Raw genomic sequence first — 20,749 nt, 5'->3', positions numbered from 1 at the left:
AGCAAAATAATCTGATAGGTTTAGAAAATAACACTCGAATACACTTAATTGTTAATTAACATTTCAAGATGTGTACTTGGTCAAAATGCTTTAGACGTAAAGTTAGTGTATAAAACAAAATACAGATTCATCAATCTTGAGTAATGACCTCATATTGTCGAATTTTCAAAAGACTCTGAGCCTTTAACAGTCTGTATAAGAAAAAATAACAATTAAATTTGATTGTGTTAGTAAAATATTTTAATATATTTGTCTCGATGTATAAATGTAGCATTAAAAGACAAAGAACAACACTCGTGCTAATTTTTTCTAAAAAAACATGCGTGATAATAAATAAATGTATTACATTTGTCGCGTCAAAGAACGTAGTCCTACAAGAACTATGTTCTTATATGTGTCACAGATTTACGAGATATGTTAGAAATTATACCATGAATGTATTAAGACTATAAGTCAGGTGTTTACCGCCTCCTTGGATCTTATTCATATATTAATGACTATTATTATTAAACAAAAAACAATTAGTATGTTGAAAATCGCAAGACCAGTCAGCTTTTTGCTGTTGTCCGCCGCATTATGTTCCTCAGGAACAGTGTTCGCAGCTAATGAGACAGCAACTCCTAAAGTTGGTATTTCTCAGCAACAGAAAAGTTTGAAAGGAACAGTTAATGATGTACTGGGGCCTGTAGCCGGAGCCTCGGTAGTCGTAAAAGGTACGACAAACGGTACAGTTACCGACATGGACGGTAATTTTGTGTTGGAAGTGAATAACGGCGATGTTATTCAAATCTCTTTTATCGGTTATATCACACAGGAAATCAAGTACGCAGGACAAGCTACTTTGGCTGTAAACTTAGTGGAAGACACGCAGAAGCTGGAAGAAGTCGTTGTCGTAGGTTACGGTACGCAGAAGAAGGTGAATATGACCGGTGCTGTTGCTATGGTAGACAGTAAAGTGTTGGAAAACCGTCCTGTACAGAACGTTTCTACCGCTTTGCAGGGTACTATGCCGGGTGTTCAGGTTACTTCCGGCGGTGGCCGTCCCGGGCAGGATGGCGGTACGATCCGCGTGCGTGGTGTCGGTACGTTGAACACGGCTGACCCGTATATCTTGGTGGATGGTATCGAAACCGGTACGATGAACTCTGTCGACCCGAACGATATCGAAAGTATTTCCGTATTGAAAGATGCCGCTTCTGCCGCTATCTACGGTTCGAAGGCGTCCAATGGCGTTGTCTTGATTACTACGAAACGAGGTAAGACCGGCAAACCGCGTATCTCTTATAATGGATATGTCGGTTTCCAGAAACCGACGGAAATGATCGACCGTATCAGCTCTTACGACTATGCTCGTTTGTATAGCCAGTCTATGATCGATGAAGGTTTGAACCCGCGTTTCAGCGAAACGGATATTGAAAATTTCAGAAACGGGACTTCTCCTAACACGGATTGGTATGACGAAGCCTACCGGACAGGTGTGCAGCATTCTCACAATGTAAGTGTGAGCGGTGGTACGGAAAATGCTAAGTATATGGGTTCTGTCGGTTATTTAGGACAAACCGGTATCCTGCCGAACGCGGACAGACAGCAATTCAATGCCCGTACAAACCTGGACCTGAAGTTGAACTCCAGATTGACGGTTCGTTTAAACCTGGCTTATATCAAGAATGACTATTCCGACCCAATTTCTTCTTATGCATCCGGTATAAGTGAAAGCGGTGATATAAACAGTGCTGCCAGCTCCGACCAGATTATCCGTCAGTTGAACCGTATCGCTCCGTGGATCGTTGGTCGTGCCGATGACGGTACTTACGGAACTATTGGGGATGGTAACCCGCTTGCGTGGCTGGATGCTGACCAGACAGTCGACCGTAAGAACCAGAACTTCTCAGGTACATTGTCTGCCGATTATAAGATTATCGACGGCTTGGTAGCTACAGTGACCGGTTCTTATGTGAACAACCAGCAGCATTACCGTGCTTTCCAGAAATACATCAAGTACAATCCGAATAAGGAAACAGAACCCAATCGTTTGGAAGAACGTTTTACCGGTTGGCATCGTGCAAACTTCGATGCTTTGTTGAACTTCGACAAACAATTCGGAGAACACGGTTTGAAGGCAATGGCAGGTTGGCATACTGAAAAGTATGACTATACTTATAACCAGCAGTTCCGTAAGAATTTCCCGACCAACGATTTGACCGATATTGCAGCGGGAGATGCGGCAACCCAGAAAAACACGGGTTATACACGTGAGTTGGCGATGATTTCCTGGTTCGGACGTATCAACTATGATTATGCAGGCAAATACCTGTTGGAAGGTAATATCCGTTCGGATGCTTCTTCCCGTTTTGCCGATGGTAACCGTTGGGGATATTTCCCTTCTTTCTCTGCTGCATGGCGTATCAGTGAAGAAGGATTCATGGAAAATACGAGAGATTGGTTGAACAACCTGAAGATACGTGGATCATGGGGTTTGCTGGGTAACCAGGATGCGTTGAGCGATTACTATCCCTGGATGAACACCTATAATCTGGATGCAAAATATCCGTTAGGCGGCTCTTTGCAGTCCGGTTACTACCAGAAAGCGTATAAGCTGTCTTCTATTTCATGGGAAAAATCCCGTACATGGGGACTTGGTTTCGATGCAACGGTCAATAACAAGATCAATGTGACATTCGACTACTACGATCGCAGAACGACCGGTATCATCATGGACGTTCCGGTTCCGGCAGAATTCGGTCTGGATGCTTATAAGGACAATGTGGGCGAAATGTCTAACCGGGGTGTCGAAGTGATCCTGAGCTATAACAACAAATGGGGCGACTGGTCGTTCGGTGCAACCGGAAACTTCGCTTACAACAAGAACAAACTGTTGGATTTAGGTTTGAGCCCGGAAGCCGATGGCGTAACGGCAGACCCGAACAATGGAAACAAGGTTCGCCAGATCGGTGAAGCGTTGAACACGTACCGTGTTTATAAAGCAGACGGTTTCTTCGAATCGGACGAAGCTGCCCAGGCTTGGATGGACAAATATTCCACACAGGAAGGTTATCCGTTCGGTACAAGAAAGTTCAAAGGTGGTGACTTGATTTATCAGGATGCGAATGGGGATGGCAAAATGACATCTGACGACCGTATTTTGGCAGGTTCTTCTGATCCTAAGTTTACATTCGGTTTGAATCTGAACGCAGCCTATAAAGGTTTCGACTTGTCTATGTTGTTTACGGGTGCAGCAGGTGTACACCGTTTGATCAACCAGGAAGTAACAGGCTATTTTGGTGGTGACGACTCTCATCCGGCAACTGTTTGGTTGGATGCCTGGACACCGGAAAACAAGGATGCATCGATGCCGCGTATAGCGTATGATGTAACATCTCCGAGTATATCGCAGAATGTTATTTCTACTTTCTGGTTGCAGAATGCCAGCTATCTGCGTATGAAGAACCTGCAGTTCGGTTATACGCTTCCGAAGAATGTGATCAAATCGGTTGGAATTGAAAATGTACGTTTCTACTACTCTGTAGAAAATCTGTTTACTATCCATAATATGCTTGTTAATGTGGATCCGGAAATCGGAAGTGAACGTGCTTCCAGCTTCCCGTTGACTCAGACACATGCTTTTGGTGTGAATGTGACATTCTGATAAGAACAATTGTTTAAGATTAAAATTAAAGAATAAAATATGAAACGTGTATTAGTATATATGCTGGCAGGGATGGCATTGGTCGGAACTTCCTGCTCGGACTTTTTGGATACGATTCCTCATGACGCACTGTCTCCCAGTACTACCTGGCAGACGGAAGCGGATGCTGAAAAGTTTTTGATCGGCTGTTATGACGGTTGGATTGACGAAACCGGAATCCTGTATTGGGATTGTGCATCTGACTTCGGTTTTAACTTTCACATCCATGAAGGTTTCCGAAATATCGGAGATGGTGGCATGACTGCCAACAATTCGGTTGTGAATTATTACTCTTTCGGCATGATCCGCCGGTGTAATGATTTCCTGAAAAATATCGAAAGTATCGAATTTGCCAATACTGCCGATAAAAACAATATGATCGGACAGGTAAAGACGATCCGCGCATATAAGTATTTCAATATGAACTGGTGGTATGGCGGTGTGCCTATCATCGAGTCTTATGAAACGGCTGAAGAAGCACAAGTCCCTCGTAAAACGGAAGAAGAAGTGAAACAGTTTGTCTTTGACGAACTGGATGCTGCTATTCCTCTGTTGAATGATGTTCCTGCTGCAAAAGGTTATATCGCTAAAGGTACGGCACTGGCTCTTAAGATGCGCTCTGCTTTGTATTATGGCGATTATCAGCGTGCGAAAGAGGCTGCAAAGGCTATTATGGATTTGGGACAGTATGAACTGGATCCGGACTATGCAAATGTGTTTACGGTTCCCGGCCAGAGTTCTAAGGAAATCATAGCATCTGTTCAGCACGATGAAAACTTGTATTCTAACTGGATGATCGCTTCGATGTATAACAATGGTGACGGTGGTTGGTCTTCAATGGTTCCGACTCAGAATCTGATTGATACGTATGAAATGAGCAATGGTTTGACGAAAGAAGAAGCCGGTAGCGGTTATGATGCAGCTCATCCGTTTGCAAATCGTGATCCGCGTATGGCGATGACTGTTCTCTATCCGGGTAGAGATTGGGTTGGTATCGGTGGAAAAACGATCATCAATACGTTAGATAAGGAATTGGACGGCAAATCTAATCCGAATCATCCGGGTACAGCCAACAACTCCTCTAAAACAGGCTTGACTTGGGCTAAATATTTGGATCCGATGTCACAGTATGGAGATATATGGTCGAATAATTCCAGCGCAATCCTTTTCCGCTATGCAGAAGTTCTGTTGAGTTATGCGGAGGCTGAAAATGAATTGAACGGTCCGTCTGCTGAAGTTTACGGCCTGTTGAATCAGATCCGTAACCGTGCTGGTATGCCGAATGTAGATCAGAACAAATACGGTTCGAAAGAAACATTGCGTGAACTGATCCGTCGCGAACGCTCTATCGAGTTGGCTGGTGAAGGTCTTCGTCGTGCAGACATCCTCCGTTGGAAAGATGCAAGTGGCAAGATGGTGGCTGAAACCGTGTTGAACGGTCCGTTGAATTGTGTAACAGGAACGATCGACTATGCTGAAACCGACCCGTATAAACGTGCGGTCATTAGCGGTGTGGAACTGGTTGAAAACCGTTCGTTTGCTCCTCACAACCGCTATTTGCCGATCAATCAGGATGCACTTGACAAAAACAAGCAGTTGAAACAGAATGACGGCTATTAATAGGTATTGATTCTTTATAGTATTTTAAGGAGGGATATATTGGATCATTTCCAATATATCCCTTTCCTTTGTATTGAAAAACACTTAAAATGGCATGAAGCATAAAACAATCTCTTATTTCTTGTTTTTTATTTGCGTTGCGTTGGGATATGGTTGCTGCACTCCCTCTTCTTCCAGCCGGGAAGTCCTGGATATGAATACCGATTGGGCTTTTTACCGGGGAGATGTGACGGAAGGGAGCCGGACGGATTTGGATGATTCCGGATGGATGCCTGTCGCCCTGCCTCATATTATGCAACTGGAAACGAAACATTGCGGTGGAAACTCCATTTATGACGGAGTCGGTTGGTATCGCCGTTATTTCAAACTACCTGCAAAATATAAGGATAAACGGATAGTCGTCTCTTTCGAAGGTGTGATGACGAATTGCGACGTTTATCTGAACGGCCAAAAGATCACGGATCATCACGGCGGTTATATGGGATTTGTCGCAGATCTTACGGACCGTATCGATTGGGACGGGAATAATGTGCTGGCTGTCCGTGTGTCTGCAGAGCATGACCCGCTGACACCTCCGGGAAAGCCGCAGGATAAAATGGATTTCTACTATTACAGTGGTATCTACCGGGATGTCCGGATGGAGATTACAGACAAGATTTATATAACAGACCCTTTCCAGGAAGACAAAGTTGCCGGCGGTGGCCAGTTCGTGACTTTCCCCGAAGTGACAAAGGAGAAAGCAAGAACGCATATTGCCACACACGTCCGGAATTTGACCGACAGAGATGAAACGCTTTCCGTTTTCTCGCAACTGGTCGATCCGGCAGGCCATGTCGTTGCTGAGGCTGAAACGCCGGTCACCTTGCAAAAGCAATCGGACGGGACGGTGGAGCAGGACCTCATTGTCAATCAACCGTCGTTATGGCATCCTTATACGCCTGATCTCTACACCTTGCGTACACAATTGCTGTCGGAAGATAAAGTGCTCGACGAAACTACCCGGAAGATCGGTATTCGTACGATCCGTTACACGGCCGAGGATGGATTCTTTATCAATGGGGAAAAGCTGTATATGCGCGGAGCCAACCGCCATCAGGCTTTTGCCAATGTCGGGGATGCGGCTTCCAACTCGATGCAGGTACGGGATGTGATCGACCTGAAACGGGGTGGTTATAATGCGGTTCGCGCCGCCCATTATCCGAATGATCCGGCTTTCTTGGAAGCGTGCGACCGGTATGGGCTGTTAGTGGTGGAGTGTATTCCCGGTTGGCAGTTCTATAATCCGGATTCCACCTTTATTAAACGTTTGTATGAAATCGGTCGCCAGATGATCCGCCGTGACCGGAACCATCCTTCTGTCGTTCTTTGGGAAACGGCTTTGAACGAATCCCGTTATCCGGTCTCTTTGGCAAAGGAGATTTTCGAATTGTCTCATGCCGAATATCCGGGCGACCAGATGTACACGGCAGGCGATTATTTCGGGCATGCGGAGATGGAGCCTTATTATGATGTCTTTTATAAACAGGTTTCCAAGTTCCCGAAAGACGGGGATGTGATGAGTAATTATCCGGAAGATTTTATAGTGGTCAAGCCATTGTTTACCCGTGAGTGGGGAGATGGCGTGGGCGAAAAGCCGCGTGTCAGCCTGAAAGAAAACGAAGAGGAACAGATGCGCCAGTGCCGTAGCCGTATCGAGCAGTTGAACGGCAAAGGTTATTTTGACTGGTGTATGTTGGATGCCAATCCGCATATGGGCGGGCATTTCGTTTGGAGCTACAATGACTATGCGCGAGGTAGCCAGGATGAAACGATGTATAGCGGTGTGGTGGATATCAACCGGTATCCGAAATTCAGCTACTTCATGCTACAGAGTATGCGGGATAAAGCGGTTTCGCAACCGGGCCTGTATGAAGGGCCGATGGTCTTTATCGCTTCTTATAATGCTTCGGGGGATTTTACCTCGTCAACAACGGATATAACGGTTTTCTCCAATTGCGATGAAGTCCGTCTGTACCGTAATGGAAAGCTGATCGGAACTCAGACGCGGGAAGAACGGACACCGCTGTATCGTTCGGTTGTCGAGAAGGGAGGCAGTCCGGTATTTGTCTTTAATGCCGGGGGATATGAGGCTGGGACATTAAAGGCGGAAGCGCTGGTTGGCGGAAAGGTTGTGGCGACCCACAGTGTGAGCACTCCGGAAAAAGCCGATCATCTGGTAGTGGAGATAAAGACGGATGGCATTGTCCCTGTTGCCGACGGCTCGGATATGATCCCTGTCTACTTTAAGGTCTGTGACAAGAATGGTTCTTTGGTCTACAACTCCGGACAGGAAATCCGGATTCAGGTATCCGGTGAAGGGACGTTGGTCGGAGACACGATCAGCCGTATCGGTATCAATCCGCAGAAGGTGGAAGGAGGCGTTGGTTTCGCATTTGTCCGCACGACGAAGAAAGCCGGTAAGATTACGGTGAAAGCGACAGCAGAGGGCTTGTCCTCCGGTGAAGCGGAAATCAGCACGAAGCCGTTTGAAGGAAGGTATCTGCCGGACGGAAAACATGCCCCCTTTACTGGAAAGGAAGAAGATAATGTCGTGGTAAAACCTTCTTCCTGGCAGAAGCGCATTTTGGAGAAACCTCGCCTGAAAATAGCGTCGGTCCAGGTTGGAAACAGCCAGAACGGGTATCCTGCCTCCAATATAATCGACAATGACGATCATACTTGGTGGATTGCCGGAGAAGACCGGTTGCCGCAGGTGGTCACTTTGGCGCTGGACCGTCCGACATACGTAGCTGCCAGCCGCATCCTTTTCCAGAAAGATAGCTCTTCTTATAAACATAAGGTGGAGACTTCTGAGGATGGCGAACGGTGGGAACTCCTGTATGAACGCGAATGTACGGGTTGGGAATTTAAACCGATGACGGTTGACCGGAAAGTGAAATATGTCCGTTTGACAATCGAGCATGTTTCCGAAGGGCGTGCCGGCCTGGGAGAAATCTCGCTCTATTAATATATAATGTATAGATATGTCTAATCTGAATAGCATGAAAAGAATATTATTTGTGTTGGCAGCCCTGTTTTGCGGGACAAGCCTTTTTGCACAGGACAAGCCTTTCGACATCGAACATGCGCCGGCTCCTTTGTTCCGTTGCCCGATCCATGACGGCCCCACCGATCCGACGCTCGAATGGAATGCGGAGCGGCAGGAATGGTGGATGTTCTACACCCAACGTCGTGCCAATGTACCTAATTTGCAGGAAGTGGCATGCGTCTATGGCAGTAAGGTCGGGATCGCGGCTACCAAGAACAACGGTAAAAGCTGGTATTATGTCGGGACGGCGAACTTGCCGGAGCCTATGCAGGGACAGAGCACTTTCTGGGCTCCCGATGTGTTCAAGCATAAGGACACTTATTACATGATCGTTACCTTTATCCCCGGCATTCATCCTTTTTGGGGAGGCGATGCCCGGCTTGTCTTTTACAAAAGCAAGGATCTGATGAATTGGGACTTGGTGGAGGAGATAGAGGGTACGCATGGCTGTATCGATGCTTCGGCATTCCAGATGCCGGATGGCAGTTGGAAGATGTGGTATAAAACTCCCGACTCCAAAACGAATACGGGTGTGAGCAAGGACCTGACGACCTGGAAGGTGACCGGCAAATGCGAGATTGACGATGTCCCGCATGAAGGACCGGTTGTCTTTTATTGGAAGAATAAATACTGGAACATCATCGATGAATGCAATTTAGGATATGTCGGCTTGCATTGTTATGAATCGGACGATGCGGCTAACTGGACCTATAATTCGACAATCCTGAACAAGCCGGGTCTCCGTCCGGACGATTTCGACCAGGGGAGACATTGCGATGTCGTCGTGATCGGTGACCGTGCCTTTATCTTCTATTTTACTCATCCGGGACGAACGTACAAAATGGACGGTATCGAAGTGGAAGAAAACACTTGGAACTATCATCGTGCCTCTATCCAGATTGCCGAGTTGGAATATGTGGATGGGAAGATCGTCTGTGACCGGGATAAGTATGCAAAGAAAGTCCCGTCACCTGTTGAGAGGAAGAAAAAGTAAACAAAATATATATACCTTTGCAGCCATAAAAGAGAAAAAATATGATTTCGGTTGAAGGACTTACAGTTGAGTTTGGCGGGTTTACGCTTTTTGATGATGTTTCGTTTGTGGTAAATAAGAAGGATCGCATCGCATTGGTGGGAAAGAACGGTGCGGGAAAATCGACGATGCTGAAAATATTTGCCGGATTGCAGTCGCCTACCTCCGGGACGGTCAGCGTTCCGAAGGAAACGACGATCGGTTATCTTCCCCAGCAGATGAAGCTGGCGGATACACAGACGGTGCGCGAAGAGGCGGAACATGCCTTCGAACATATCCATGAGATAGAAAAAGAGATAGAACGGCTGAATCTGCAACTGGCCGAGCGGACCGATTATGAAACGGAATCGTATCAGAATCTCATAGACCGTGTTGCGCATCTGACGGAACATTTCCAGATGATGGGCGGGAATAACTATCATGCCGAGTTGGAACGGACGTTGATCGGCTTGGGATTTAGCCGTGAGGATTTCGACCGGCCGACCTCCGAGTTCAGCGGGGGATGGCGTATGCGTATCGAGCTTGCCAAGCTCCTGCTCCGCAAGCCGGATGTCCTGTTGCTGGACGAGCCGACCAACCATTTGGACATCGAGTCTATCCAATGGCTTGAAAACTTTATCGCGACACGTGCCAATGCGGTTATCCTGGTTTCACATGACCGGGCGTTTATCGATAATACGACTTTCCGTACGGTAGAGATAGAACTTGGGAAGATTTATGATTATAAGGTAAAGTATTCCGAATATGTGGAATTGCGTAAAGATCGCCGCGAACAACAACTCCGTGCTTTTGAAAACCAGCAGAAGAAATTGGCCGATACGGAGGCTTTCATCGAGCGTTTCCGTTATAAAGCGACCAAATCCGTGCAGGTGCAATCCCGTATCAAACAATTGGAAAAGGTTGAACGCATCGAGGTGGACGAAGTGGATACGGCTATGTTGAGCCTGAAATTTCCTCCGGCTCCCCGATCCGGTTCCTATCCGGTGATTGCGGAAGATGTGGCCAAACGCTATGGCGACCATCTGATTTTCGAGCATGCCACGTTTACCATTAACCGCGGAGACAAAGTCGCTTTTGTCGGCAAGAATGGCGAAGGTAAGTCCACATTGGTTAAATGCATAATGGGAGAGATCACCGACTTTACCGGAAAGCTCCAGTTGGGGCATAATGTGAAGATCGGCTATTTTGCACAGAACCAGGCACAGCTGTTGGACGAGAATATGACCGTTTTCGATACGATCGATTACGTTGCACAGGGTGATATCCGCCTGAAGATACGGGATATACTGGGGGCTTTCATGTTCGGTGGAGAAGCGTCGGATAAGAAGGTGAAGGTGCTGTCCGGTGGAGAAAAGACCCGTCTGGCCATGATCCGTCTGTTGTTGGAACCGGTGAACCTGTTGATTCTCGATGAGCCGACCAACCATTTGGACATGCGCTCGAAAGATGTGCTGAAAGATGCTTTGAAAGAGTTCGACGGTACGGTTATCGTCGTTTCGCATGACCGTGAGTTCCTGGATGGACTGGTGGACAAAGTCTATGAATTCGGAAACAAGCGGGTTATCGAGCATTTAGGAGGTATTTATGATTTCCTGGAACATAAAAAGATGGATAGCTTGCGCGAATTGGAACGTTCCACCCAAGCTACAGCCTCTATGGAAGGAACCGCTTCGGAACCGACTCAAAACAAGCTCTCTTATGAAGCCCGCAAGGAGCAAAGCAAGGCAATTAAGAAAGTTGAAAAAGCGATAGCCGAATCCGAAAGGAAAATAACTGAACTCGAAAACTCCATTTCTGCTGTCGAGGCCAGGCTGGCCACTCCCGAAGGGGCGGCAGATGTTTCCTTATACACCGAATATTCCGAATTGAAGAAAAATCTTTCCGACACGATGGATCTCTGGACGGAACAGACACTTGAACTGGAAGAACTGAATGCGGCCAATAGTTAGCAGTCAGTTCTTGTGAACCGTAAATCAGCATTTACGGTTCAAATATTGCCAAATGTGCACTATGGTTTTGAAAAAGTAAATATTAACGCTTGAATTTTAACCCTCTTTAGAATTTCTTCCTACCTTTGCCTACTTAAAACTAAAAAAACACAAACTTAATTCTTGCGCTATGTTAACTCAGATTATAAATGGCAAGATCCTTACCCCACAGGGCTGGTTGAAAGACGGTTCTGTTCTGATAAGCGATAACAAGATTTTAGAAGTGACTAACTGCGATCTGGCAGTGGTAGGAGCCACTTTGATAGACGCTAAAGGCATGTATATCGTGCCGGGCGGAGTAGAAATCCATGTCCACGGCGGTGGAGGCCGTGACTTTATGGAAGGTACAGAAGATGCATTCCGGGCAGCAGTAGCCGCTCACATGCAGCATGGTACGACCAGTATTTTCCCCACATTATCTTCTTCGACCATCCCGATGATCCGTGAAGCGGCTGCAACGACTGAAAAGTTGATGGCAGAAAAAGACAGCCCTGTCCTGGGGCTTCATCTGGAAGGACATTACTTCAATATGAAGATGGCTGGCGGGCAGTTGCCGGAAAATATCAAGAATCCGGATCCGGAAGAATACATTCCCCTGTTGGAAGAAACACATTGCATCAAACGTTGGGATGCCGCTCCTGAATTGCCGGGTGCCATGCAGTTCGGTAAATACATCACATCGAAAGGCGTATTGGCATCTGTCGGCCATACGCAAGCCGAATACGAAGATATCCAGACTGCCTACGAAGCCGGATATACACATGCCACACACTTCTACAACGCAATGCCCGGTTTCCACAAACGTCGTGAATATAAATATGAAGGTACGGTCGAAAGTATCTACCTGATCGACGATATGACGGTCGAGGTAGTGGCCGACGGTATCCATGTGCCTCCGACGATCCTCCGTTTGGTTTATAAGATCAAAGGTGTGGAACGTACTTGCCTGATCACCGATGCGCTGGCTTGTGCCGCAAGTGACAGCCAGACGGCGTTCGACCCGCGTGTGATCATCGAAGACGGCGTTTGCAAGCTGGCTGACCGTTCTGCTCTTGCCGGCAGCGTTGCGACTATGGATCGCCTGATCCGTACGGTCGTCCAGAAAGCCGAGATCCCGTTGGAAGATGCCGTTCGCATGGCTTCCGAAACTCCGGCACGCATCATGGGCGTTTACGACCGTAAAGGCTCTTTGCAACGAGGGAAGGATGCGGACATCCAGATATTGGACAAGGACTTGAACGTCCGTGCTGTTTGGGCGATGGGTAAATTAGTGGAAGGAACGAATAAACTGTTTTGATTTATGCTGACACAAATAATAAATGGCCAGATCCTCACCCCGCAGGGATGGTTGAAGGATGGCTCCGTATTGATTAGCGACGGGAAGATTTTGGAAGTAACAAACAGCGACCTGGCTGTTATCGGTGCTAAAGTGGTTGACGCTAAGGGAATGTATATTATTCCCGGTTTCGTAGCCATGAACGTGCACGGCGGCGGGGGACACGATTTTAAGGAATGTACGGAAGAAGCCTTCCATAGCGCGATTGCCGCTCATATGAAACATGGTGCGACAACTATTTTTCCCACTTTGTCGTCTTCTCCTAAAGAATTGATATGTAAAGCTGTCTCTATCTGTGAGAAGCTTATGGCAGAAAAAGATGGCCCTGTGTTGGGACTTCATGTGGAGGGGCCGTACCTGAATGCAAAAATGGCCGGCAGCTTATACGATGTGAAAGATCCGGATAAGGAAGAATATATGTCTATCCTGGAAAGCACGAACTGCATTAAGCGTTGGGATGCCAGTCCTGAATTGCCGGGTGCGCATGATTTCGCCCGTTATCTCAGGTCGAAAGGTATTCTGGCTGCCATTACGCATACGGAAGCTGAATTCGGGGACATCAAAGAGGCTTATGCAGCGGGTTTTACCCATGCGGCCCAGTTCTACAATGCAATGCCCGGTTTCCACAAGCGTCGTGAATATAAGTACGAAGGAACGGTGGAAAGCGTTTTCCTGATGGACGATATGACGGTGGAAGTGATTGCCGACGGTAAGCATTTGCCTTCTACGATCCTTCGCCTGGTGTATAAGCTGAAAGGGGTGGAACGTACCTGTCTGGTAACCGATGCGTTGTCCTATGCCGCGAGCGATGTGAAACCGGCCGAAGATTCACGTATTATTATTGAAGACGGCGTTTGCAAATTGGCTGACCATTCTTCGCTTGCCGGAAGTATCGCTACGATGGATGTACTGGTTCGTACGATGGTTCAGAAAGCCAATATCCCGTTGGCCGATGCCGTTCGCATGGCTTCCGAAACTCCGGCACGCTTGATGGGGGTATCCGACCGCACGGGTACGTTGCAGCGCGGAAAAGATGCCGATATCATCATCATGGACCGTAATCTGGCTGTCCGTGCCGTTTGGTCAATGGGAAACCTGGTTCCGGCTGCCAACACGTTGTTTTAAGAATATTTGTCCCACAAATAATGATTTATCAGTGAGCTAACAGACAAAGCTGCGCTTTATGCCGGAGGCTCTCTTTTGCCGTCTGCTTCAGCAGACGGATTAAAAGGCCTGGAGGCAAAGCCTCTTCCTCTGTGGACTTCAGTCCCTTTCATCTATTGTATTAAAAGGGGTTAAAACCCACAGAGGAACCGGCAAAGCCGGAACAATCATCCATCCGTCTGCTGAAGCAGACGGCAAAAGAGCAATAGCGGTTTGAGGAAAGCCTTGCCTTAGGGTTGCCCGACAGGATATAGCCCAGAGCACAGCCCTAAGACATCGACACTATAATCACAAGCACGGATAAAATAATTTAAATCCGCTTTAATCTGTTTCATCCGCGTCATCCGCGAACCTGGTTCTTTAGTGGGACATTTAGTTTCAAGCCTGCCAAAAGGTGAAGTTGTTCCTACCCATCAAAACATAGGTATTTTGAAATCGAATCACCAGTGTTTTGCAAATAGATGCCTGTCGCTTCCCGAAAAGGTCGGCATCGGTTGCCGGATAGATGCCTATCTTTTTCCTGCTACCCTATAGGCTTTTTCCGGACAGGCTAAAGGCTGTATTTTTTAGCCTATAACCTATATTTTACGGGACAGGAACCAATCCGATCCCTTATATGACAAAAACTGAAAACAGGGTTCACGGCGGTAAAAGGCTAATGGCCAGCAATTTGTTGTGAAGGCTGTGAAACCGGTTTGCGATCAGCCAATCCTATCGATCGATCCCGCCTTTTTTATCTTGCATTCACAGGGTTCACAGCAACATGCTGATCTACAGAGTCTCCCGGATAGTGTGAACCCTGATTAAATAAAACAACCAGGGGGTATTTAGTTTAAAAATCCGTATTATCTATGTTTCCTATGACTGTATTGATTTTTTAAATGGTCTGTAAAGCTAAAATCGTTTATTAATTGTTATATTTGTGATTCAAGTTATGATAAAATGCTAAATCAAGAATTAAACATGAAAACAGACCTTAGTTCGCAGATTACCCTGACGCGAATACCGCAGCGGTATTATCGCCCGGAAAATGCTTTCGAGCATTCAGTTTTAACCCGTCTGGAAAAGATTCCGACGAACATCTACAAATCGGCCGATGAAGGTTCGTTTGCTATCGCCAAGGAGATAGCGGACCAGATTCGTAAGAAACAGGAAATCGGTGAAAACTTTGTGATGGCTATTCCTGGAGGCCGTTCTCCACTGAGTGTATATAAAGAATTGATCCGTATGCATAAGGAAGAGCAACTGAGCTTCCGCAACGTGGTTATCTTTGTCGAATATGAATTCTTCCCGCTTGTCTCTCCTTCAGCCGGCAACGTGGCACAGTTGAGAGAAGCGCTGCTGGATCATATCGATATCGCTCCTGAGAATATTTATGCTCCTGACGGATGTATGCCGAAAGATGCCATCATCGACTTCTGCCGGATGTACGAAGAAAACATCCAGAAGGCAGGCGGTTTGGATTATATCCTGTTAGGCGTGGGACATGCGAGCAACATTATGTTCAATGGCATAGGGGCGACTTTGAGTTCGCGTACCCGTCTGGTTCTGCTGGAAGGAGCAGCCCGTAAAGAAGCATCCCGTACGTTCCCGTCACTGGACAATGTGCCCGCGGGAGTTATCACGATGGGTATCGCTACCATGATGAAAGCACGCAATGTGATCCTGATGGCGTGGGGTGAAGATAAAGCGAAGATCATTGCAAAAACGGTGGAAGGAAAAGTGAGCGATGCCGTTCCTTCTTCTTACCTGCAGAACCATACGAATGCGAAAGTCGTAGTCGATTTGTCTGCCGCTTACGATCTGACACGTATCAGCCATCCCTGGTTGGTTACCAATTGCGAGTGGGACAACAAACTGATCCGCCGCGCAATCGTTTGGTTGTGCCAACTGACGGGCAAACCGATCCTGAAACTGACAAACAAGGATTATAGCGAAAACGGCCTGGGTGAACTGCTTGCCCTGTACGGTTCGGCCTATAATGTGAATATCAGGGTATTCAACGATATCCAGCACACGATTACCGGATGGCCGGGCGGCAAGCCGAATGCCGACGATTCAAACCGTCCCGAACGTGCAACTCCCTATCCGAAGAAAGTGATTATCTTCAGTCCGCATCCGGACGACGATGTAATCTCGATGGGCGGTACATTCCATCGTTTGTGTGAACAGCATCACGATGTGCATGTCGCTTACGAAACTTCCGGCAATATTGCCGTAGGGGATGAAGAAGTAATCCGTTACTGCGAATATCTGCGCGATGTTTGCGATAAGTACACAAAAGACGAAACGGTTAAGAAGAAAGCCGAAGAAATCATCCATTTCCTCCGTTATGAAAAGGTGGAAGGTGAAGCTGAAAAACGCGATGTCCTCTTTATGAAAGGTACGATCCGCCGTGAAGAAGCCCGTGCCGGAGCCCGCTACAGCGGAATCAAGAATGACGATCATATCCACTTCCTCGACCTGCCTTTCTACGAAACAGGTTTGGTGAAGAAGAATGACCTGAGCGAAGCGGATATTGCTATCGTGAAGAAGTTGTTGACGGATGTGAAACCCGATGAGATGTTCGTTGCCGGCGACCTTGCCGACCCGCATGGAACTCATCGTGTATGTCTGAATGCGGTTTTGGCCGCTCTCGACGAATTGAAGGATGAAGAATGGTTGAAGAACTGCCGCATCTGGATGTACCGCGGAGCTTGGGCCGAATGGGAAATGGACCATGTGGAAATGGCCGTTCCTATCTCTCCCGAAGAATTGCGCCATAAGAGAAATGCGATCCTGAAACACCAGTCGCAGGCTGAAAGCGCACCGTTCCTCGGCGACGACGAACGTTTGTTCTGGCAGCGTGCCGAAGACCGTAACCGTGCTACTGCCGAACTGTATCACCAGTTAGGTCTTGCTTCTTATGAAGCGATGGAAGCATTCGTACAATATGTCCCGGTTCGATAAGCAAACCGGACTGTCATAAAAAAGTGAGGGCGGCTCGATAATCGGGCCGCCCTTCCTTGTTGTTTAATATATGAATTAGTAAGTGGTTCCCTGGAAAACGTTAGAGTCTGAATAAGGAAGCAATGTTCCGTTCATCGTCAGGTCGTTTCCTGAGAAGTTCGGGTCTACAGTAACCATCGCATTGTTGGTTCCGCTGTATAGTACCAGGTTTACGGTTGCAGAGATAAAGATACCCTGTACGCTCATGGACAGATATACGTTTCCGTTGTTTTCCTGTTTAACCTGTACATTGGATGCTGAACCTTGTACGGTGATGCCGCCTAATCCGTTAGGACCGGGGTAAGGAGAGTTGGATGCGATCTGAACCATAGCCTGCCCGTCGTTCAACGAAACGAAGTTTGTGTTTGAGTTTACATAGTAAACACGCCCGTTCAACGGTTGTACGGAGTTGGCTTCGAGCACGAACGACTGGTTTGTGATAGCCTGCATAGCATTGTTGAATGCTTCTTCGCCCATAACGGCGTCCTTAGCTAACCTTTCTTCTTTTTTCTCTTTTCTTTCCTGCTTTTTTTCAGCTTTTTCTGCGGCTTTACTTGTTTGAGCCTGCACATGTGTCATACCACCCAACATAAGGGTGAAGATCACCATCATAGATACAATTCTTTTCATACGACTTAGTTTAAAACGTTTATTCAAAAATGTAATAAAAGAACAAGCAGATAGAGGAAATGTTTAAAATCCCTCGTATTTTTGTGCGGATAATAATCGTTTGATATGAAAATAGATGTTTGTTTCTCGCCGGCATTATATCCGGTCTATCATAATCCGGAAGCTATCGTGGTGGTCGTGGATGTGTTCCGTGCAACGACGACGATGGCCGCCGCTTTTAGTAATGGAGTTCGTAGCATCCGCCCGGTCGCTACCGTCGAAGAGGCCGAGGCATATAAGGCAGAAGGCTGGCTGGTCGGAGCGGAACGGAATGTGAAGCGATGTGAGTTCGCCGATTTCGGAAATTCCCCGTTCGACTATACGCCGGAAAAGGTTTCCGGGAAAGACCTTGTGTTCACCACGACCAACGGTACGCGTGCGATCACGATCGCCAAATCCGCTTTCCGGGTGATAACGGGAGCTTTCATCAATCTGCAGGCGGTGGCCGGTTACTGTGTCCGCCATAAGCGGGATGTGGTCGTGCTCTGTTCCGGCTGGCAGGATAAGGTGAATATAGAAGATACGCTTTTTGGCGGAGCCTTGACGGATGTGTTGCTGAGTACCAGCTTGTATGAAGCGGGCAGCGATGCAGCCGTGATTGCCCGTGATATGTGGACGAACAATAAGGAGGACCTGCTTGCTTATCTGGACACGACGGACCATATGGGACGCCTGAAAGCAAACCGTCTCGAAGATGCCGTTCCCTATTGCCTGACTTTGAGTATTACGGACAAGGTTCCCGAACTTTCGATAGAGGGAGATACATTAATATTACGCTAACAAGAAATAGAATATATGGAAAAACATACCGGAAAAGTACGTTTTGGAGTAGTCGGAACCAACTTTATAACCGACTGGGTAATTGCCGGGGCGCGGCAGGACGACCGTTTTGAAGGGGTCGCCGTTTATTCCCGCAAGCAGGAGACGGCGGATGCCTTTGCCGCCAAACATCAGATACCTTATACTTTCACCTCTCTGGAAGAGATGGCGAAAAGTCCGTTGATCGATGCCGTGTATATCGCATCGCCTAATTTCCTCCATGCGGAGCAGAGTATCTTGTGCATGAAGCATGGAAAGCACGTGCTCTGTGAGAAACCTTTCGCTTCGAATGCACGGGAGGTGAGGGAGATGATCGCCGCCTCTGCAAAATATGATGTTACGCTGATGGAGGCTATGAAACCGACTCTTACCCCGAATTTCCGGTCTGTGCGGGATAACTTAGGACGTTTAGGAACGATACGGCGTTATTTCTCCTGTTACTGCCAATATTCTTCCCGCTATGATAAGTTCAAGGAAGGAGTCGTGCTGAACGCATTCAAGCCGGAACTGTCGAACGGGGCGATGATGGATATCGGGATTTATACCGTTTATCCGATGGTCGTTTTGTTCGGACGCCCGAAAAAGATAGATGCTTCCGGTATCATCCTTTCATCAGGAGCGGACGGGCAGGGCGCTGTCAATTTTGAATACGAAGGGATGAATGCGACTGTCCTTTATTCCAAGATAGCCAATTCTTCCCTGCCTACGGAGATACAGGGGGAAGATGGAAACATAACGCTCGACCGGATCAATATAATAGGAGAGGTGAAATATACACCCCGTCTGGGAGCCGCTTCCGGTAAAGGTTCCTCTGCCGAACCACAGGATATAAGTGCGGTGACGGATAAGGATGAATATTATTATGAGGTGGCAGAGTTTATCGATCTGGTTTTGTCGGGTAAACGGCAATCCGTGATCAACAGCCACGAGCACTCCCTGATCACGTTGGAAATCATCGATGAGGTGCGCAGGCAGTTAGGGATTCGGTATCCGGCGGATAAATGCTAATAAAACAAAAAGAGAAAAATCAATCTTTTGCCGGGGGATTAATCCCCCGGCAAAAGAAATCAATATTCCCGAAGGAAATATCTCATCAGGAACTCCCAGTTCTCGTGGACGATCGCCTTGCTGCGTTCCTCACCGATCAGGCTTTTCGCCTGCGCATCGGATAGCATGCCTTTTTCTTCCAATATTCTCAGCAGATACGGGCTGCATTGCCGGAGCATGAAGAAGGACAAACCTTGGTTTTCTGCTTTTTTCTGATCGTAGAAAGGATTGTTTTCGTCTTTGATATACTCAACACCGGTGCTCAGGACTTGCAGTCCTTCTGTTGGAGTAGCATAAACGGCAAATTTCCGGGGGACAGTATCGCCTATCGCTCCTTCCGTTTCGATACCGATCTTTGTCAGGAAATCCAGGAATTCCTGCTTGTTTTGGAAATAAAGGAGTGTTTTACCTTCTGCCGCAGCCGTGAATTTCTCGAAATGCTCGGCCAGCTTTTTCTCGCTCTCTTCGGACATCGGTTCTTTGAATGCCTGTGACTTTTCTCCTTCTTCAACGAACAGACTATGATCCGGATGGTCTGCCGGAAGGATCAGCGAAAGCCATTTGGGAGCCGTGTAGGCCAGGAATGCACTTTTAGAAATATGTGCCAGTGAGTCGTGGATAACCATGATAAACTGGTTGTTCTTGTCTTCCGCCTGTTCCCAATATTCCTTGACTGTATCCGTCAGTTCCTGTTTTGAATCGGTAAACAGGTAACATTGGTAATGGAACCAGTGGAGTAACTCGTTGTATTTGTTGGCATCCTCATAGCGGGTTTCCGGAGCAAAGAGCTGTTGCAACCGTTCGTTTTCCGGCGCAGTCGTCCATTCGTCGCATAACATCCGGTAGATCAGGCTGGCAGTATCGCCATTCGCTGCATTGTCGGGACTGACGAATGTACTCTTGCGAAACCCGTGATACTGCTGTGTGTAATGCCAGAGCAGGAACCGGATGTCTTCATAGTTGACCTCGTCATCGTAATAATGATCGTCGGGCGTATAGAACGGCAAGAATTTGCCGTACAGAGCTTTGTGCTCCGTGATAAACGAGCGCCAGATATTCAGGCCGGAAATAACATCCTCGAAATAAGCCGCCATACGTATGCTGATCTGCTTCACCTCGTCCTTCTCAAAAGAATAGGCGAGATGTGTTTCTTCCAGCATGTCATAAATACGGTTTGCTATATTGGTATAATAGAGGTCTGTAGAATCTGATTGTTTATATGGGTGCAATTGCAACCAATCTTTCGGATAAATTCTAATGTTCTTCATATAAAAAGATAATTTGTACTCAACTAATGATTAGAAGCTACAAA

12 protein-coding genes are annotated in these 20,749 nt (G+C 47.2%); 10 read left to right on the top strand and 2 right to left on the bottom strand.

The window, feature by feature from the left end; genetic code table 11:
* Positions 1-526: 526 nt before the first annotated feature.
* From H8S65_RS01230 to H8S65_RS01195, 8 genes are all read left to right on the top strand, one after another.
* Positions 527-3,646 (top strand): SusC/RagA family TonB-linked outer membrane protein, encoded by a 3,120-nt coding sequence (locus tag H8S65_RS01230; protein WP_186928136.1) that lies wholly within the window; start codon positions 527-529, stop codon positions 3,644-3,646.
* A gap of 39 nt (positions 3,647-3,685) precedes the next feature.
* On the top strand, positions 3,686-5,305 hold the full coding sequence (locus tag H8S65_RS01225; RefSeq protein WP_186928135.1) for a RagB/SusD family nutrient uptake outer membrane protein: 1,620 nt from the start codon (positions 3,686-3,688) through the stop codon (positions 5,303-5,305).
* Positions 5,306-5,399: 94 nt separating this feature from the next.
* A complete protein-coding gene (locus tag H8S65_RS01220) occupies positions 5,400-8,312 on the top strand; it encodes a glycoside hydrolase family 2 TIM barrel-domain containing protein (protein WP_186928134.1) in 2,913 nt (970 codons plus the stop codon).
* Between the two features lie 34 nt (positions 8,313-8,346).
* Positions 8,347-9,387 (top strand): glycoside hydrolase family protein, encoded by a 1,041-nt coding sequence (locus H8S65_RS01215; RefSeq protein WP_186928133.1) that lies wholly within the window; start codon positions 8,347-8,349, stop codon positions 9,385-9,387.
* Positions 9,388-9,428: 41 nt separating this feature from the next.
* The gene (locus tag H8S65_RS01210; RefSeq protein ID WP_186928132.1) at positions 9,429-11,375 is read left to right on the top strand and encodes an ABC-F family ATP-binding cassette domain-containing protein; all 1,947 of its coding nucleotides are present in this window, start codon (positions 9,429-9,431) and stop codon (positions 11,373-11,375) included.
* A 169-nt stretch (positions 11,376-11,544) separates the two neighbouring features.
* The gene (nagA, locus tag H8S65_RS01205) at positions 11,545-12,711 is read left to right on the top strand and encodes an N-acetylglucosamine-6-phosphate deacetylase (protein WP_186928131.1); all 1,167 of its coding nucleotides are present in this window, start codon (positions 11,545-11,547) and stop codon (positions 12,709-12,711) included.
* A gap of 3 nt (positions 12,712-12,714) precedes the next feature.
* The gene (nagA, locus tag H8S65_RS01200) at positions 12,715-13,875 is read left to right on the top strand and encodes an N-acetylglucosamine-6-phosphate deacetylase (protein WP_186928130.1); all 1,161 of its coding nucleotides are present in this window, start codon (positions 12,715-12,717) and stop codon (positions 13,873-13,875) included.
* A gap of 1,002 nt (positions 13,876-14,877) precedes the next feature.
* Positions 14,878-16,863: a glucosamine-6-phosphate deaminase gene (locus tag H8S65_RS01195; protein WP_186928129.1), complete on the top strand. Its 1,986-nt coding sequence runs from the start codon at positions 14,878-14,880 to the stop codon at positions 16,861-16,863.
* Between the two features lie 75 nt (positions 16,864-16,938).
* On the opposite strand, the gene H8S65_RS01190 is transcribed toward H8S65_RS01195, so the two are convergent.
* A complete protein-coding gene (locus H8S65_RS01190) occupies positions 16,939-17,532 on the bottom strand; it encodes a DUF4251 domain-containing protein (RefSeq protein WP_186928128.1) in 594 nt (197 codons plus the stop codon).
* Between the two features lie 105 nt (positions 17,533-17,637).
* On the opposite strand from H8S65_RS01190, the gene H8S65_RS01185 reads away from it, so the two are divergent.
* Both H8S65_RS01185 and H8S65_RS01180 read left to right on the top strand, forming a co-directional pair.
* Entirely contained in the window at positions 17,638-18,351 is a 714-nt protein-coding gene (locus tag H8S65_RS01185) for a 2-phosphosulfolactate phosphatase (protein WP_186928127.1), read from the top strand.
* 15 nt (positions 18,352-18,366) lie between these two features.
* Entirely contained in the window at positions 18,367-19,398 is a 1,032-nt protein-coding gene (locus H8S65_RS01180; protein WP_186928126.1) for a Gfo/Idh/MocA family protein, read from the top strand.
* 59 nt (positions 19,399-19,457) lie between these two features.
* Here the strand turns inward: H8S65_RS01180 and H8S65_RS01175 are convergent, their stop codons facing one another.
* The gene (locus tag H8S65_RS01175; RefSeq protein WP_186928125.1) at positions 19,458-20,705 is read right to left on the bottom strand and encodes a DUF3843 family protein; all 1,248 of its coding nucleotides are present in this window, start codon (positions 20,703-20,705) and stop codon (positions 19,458-19,460) included.
* Between the last annotated feature and the right edge of the window lie 44 nt (positions 20,706-20,749).

Origin of the sequence: Parabacteroides hominis, from assembly GCF_014287585.1 — a bacterium.
GTDB classification, from domain to species: domain Bacteria; phylum Bacteroidota; class Bacteroidia; order Bacteroidales; family Tannerellaceae; genus Parabacteroides; species Parabacteroides hominis.
Note: the sequence above shows the minus strand (reverse complement) of the source record. Positions and strands in the feature narration are given on the sequence as shown.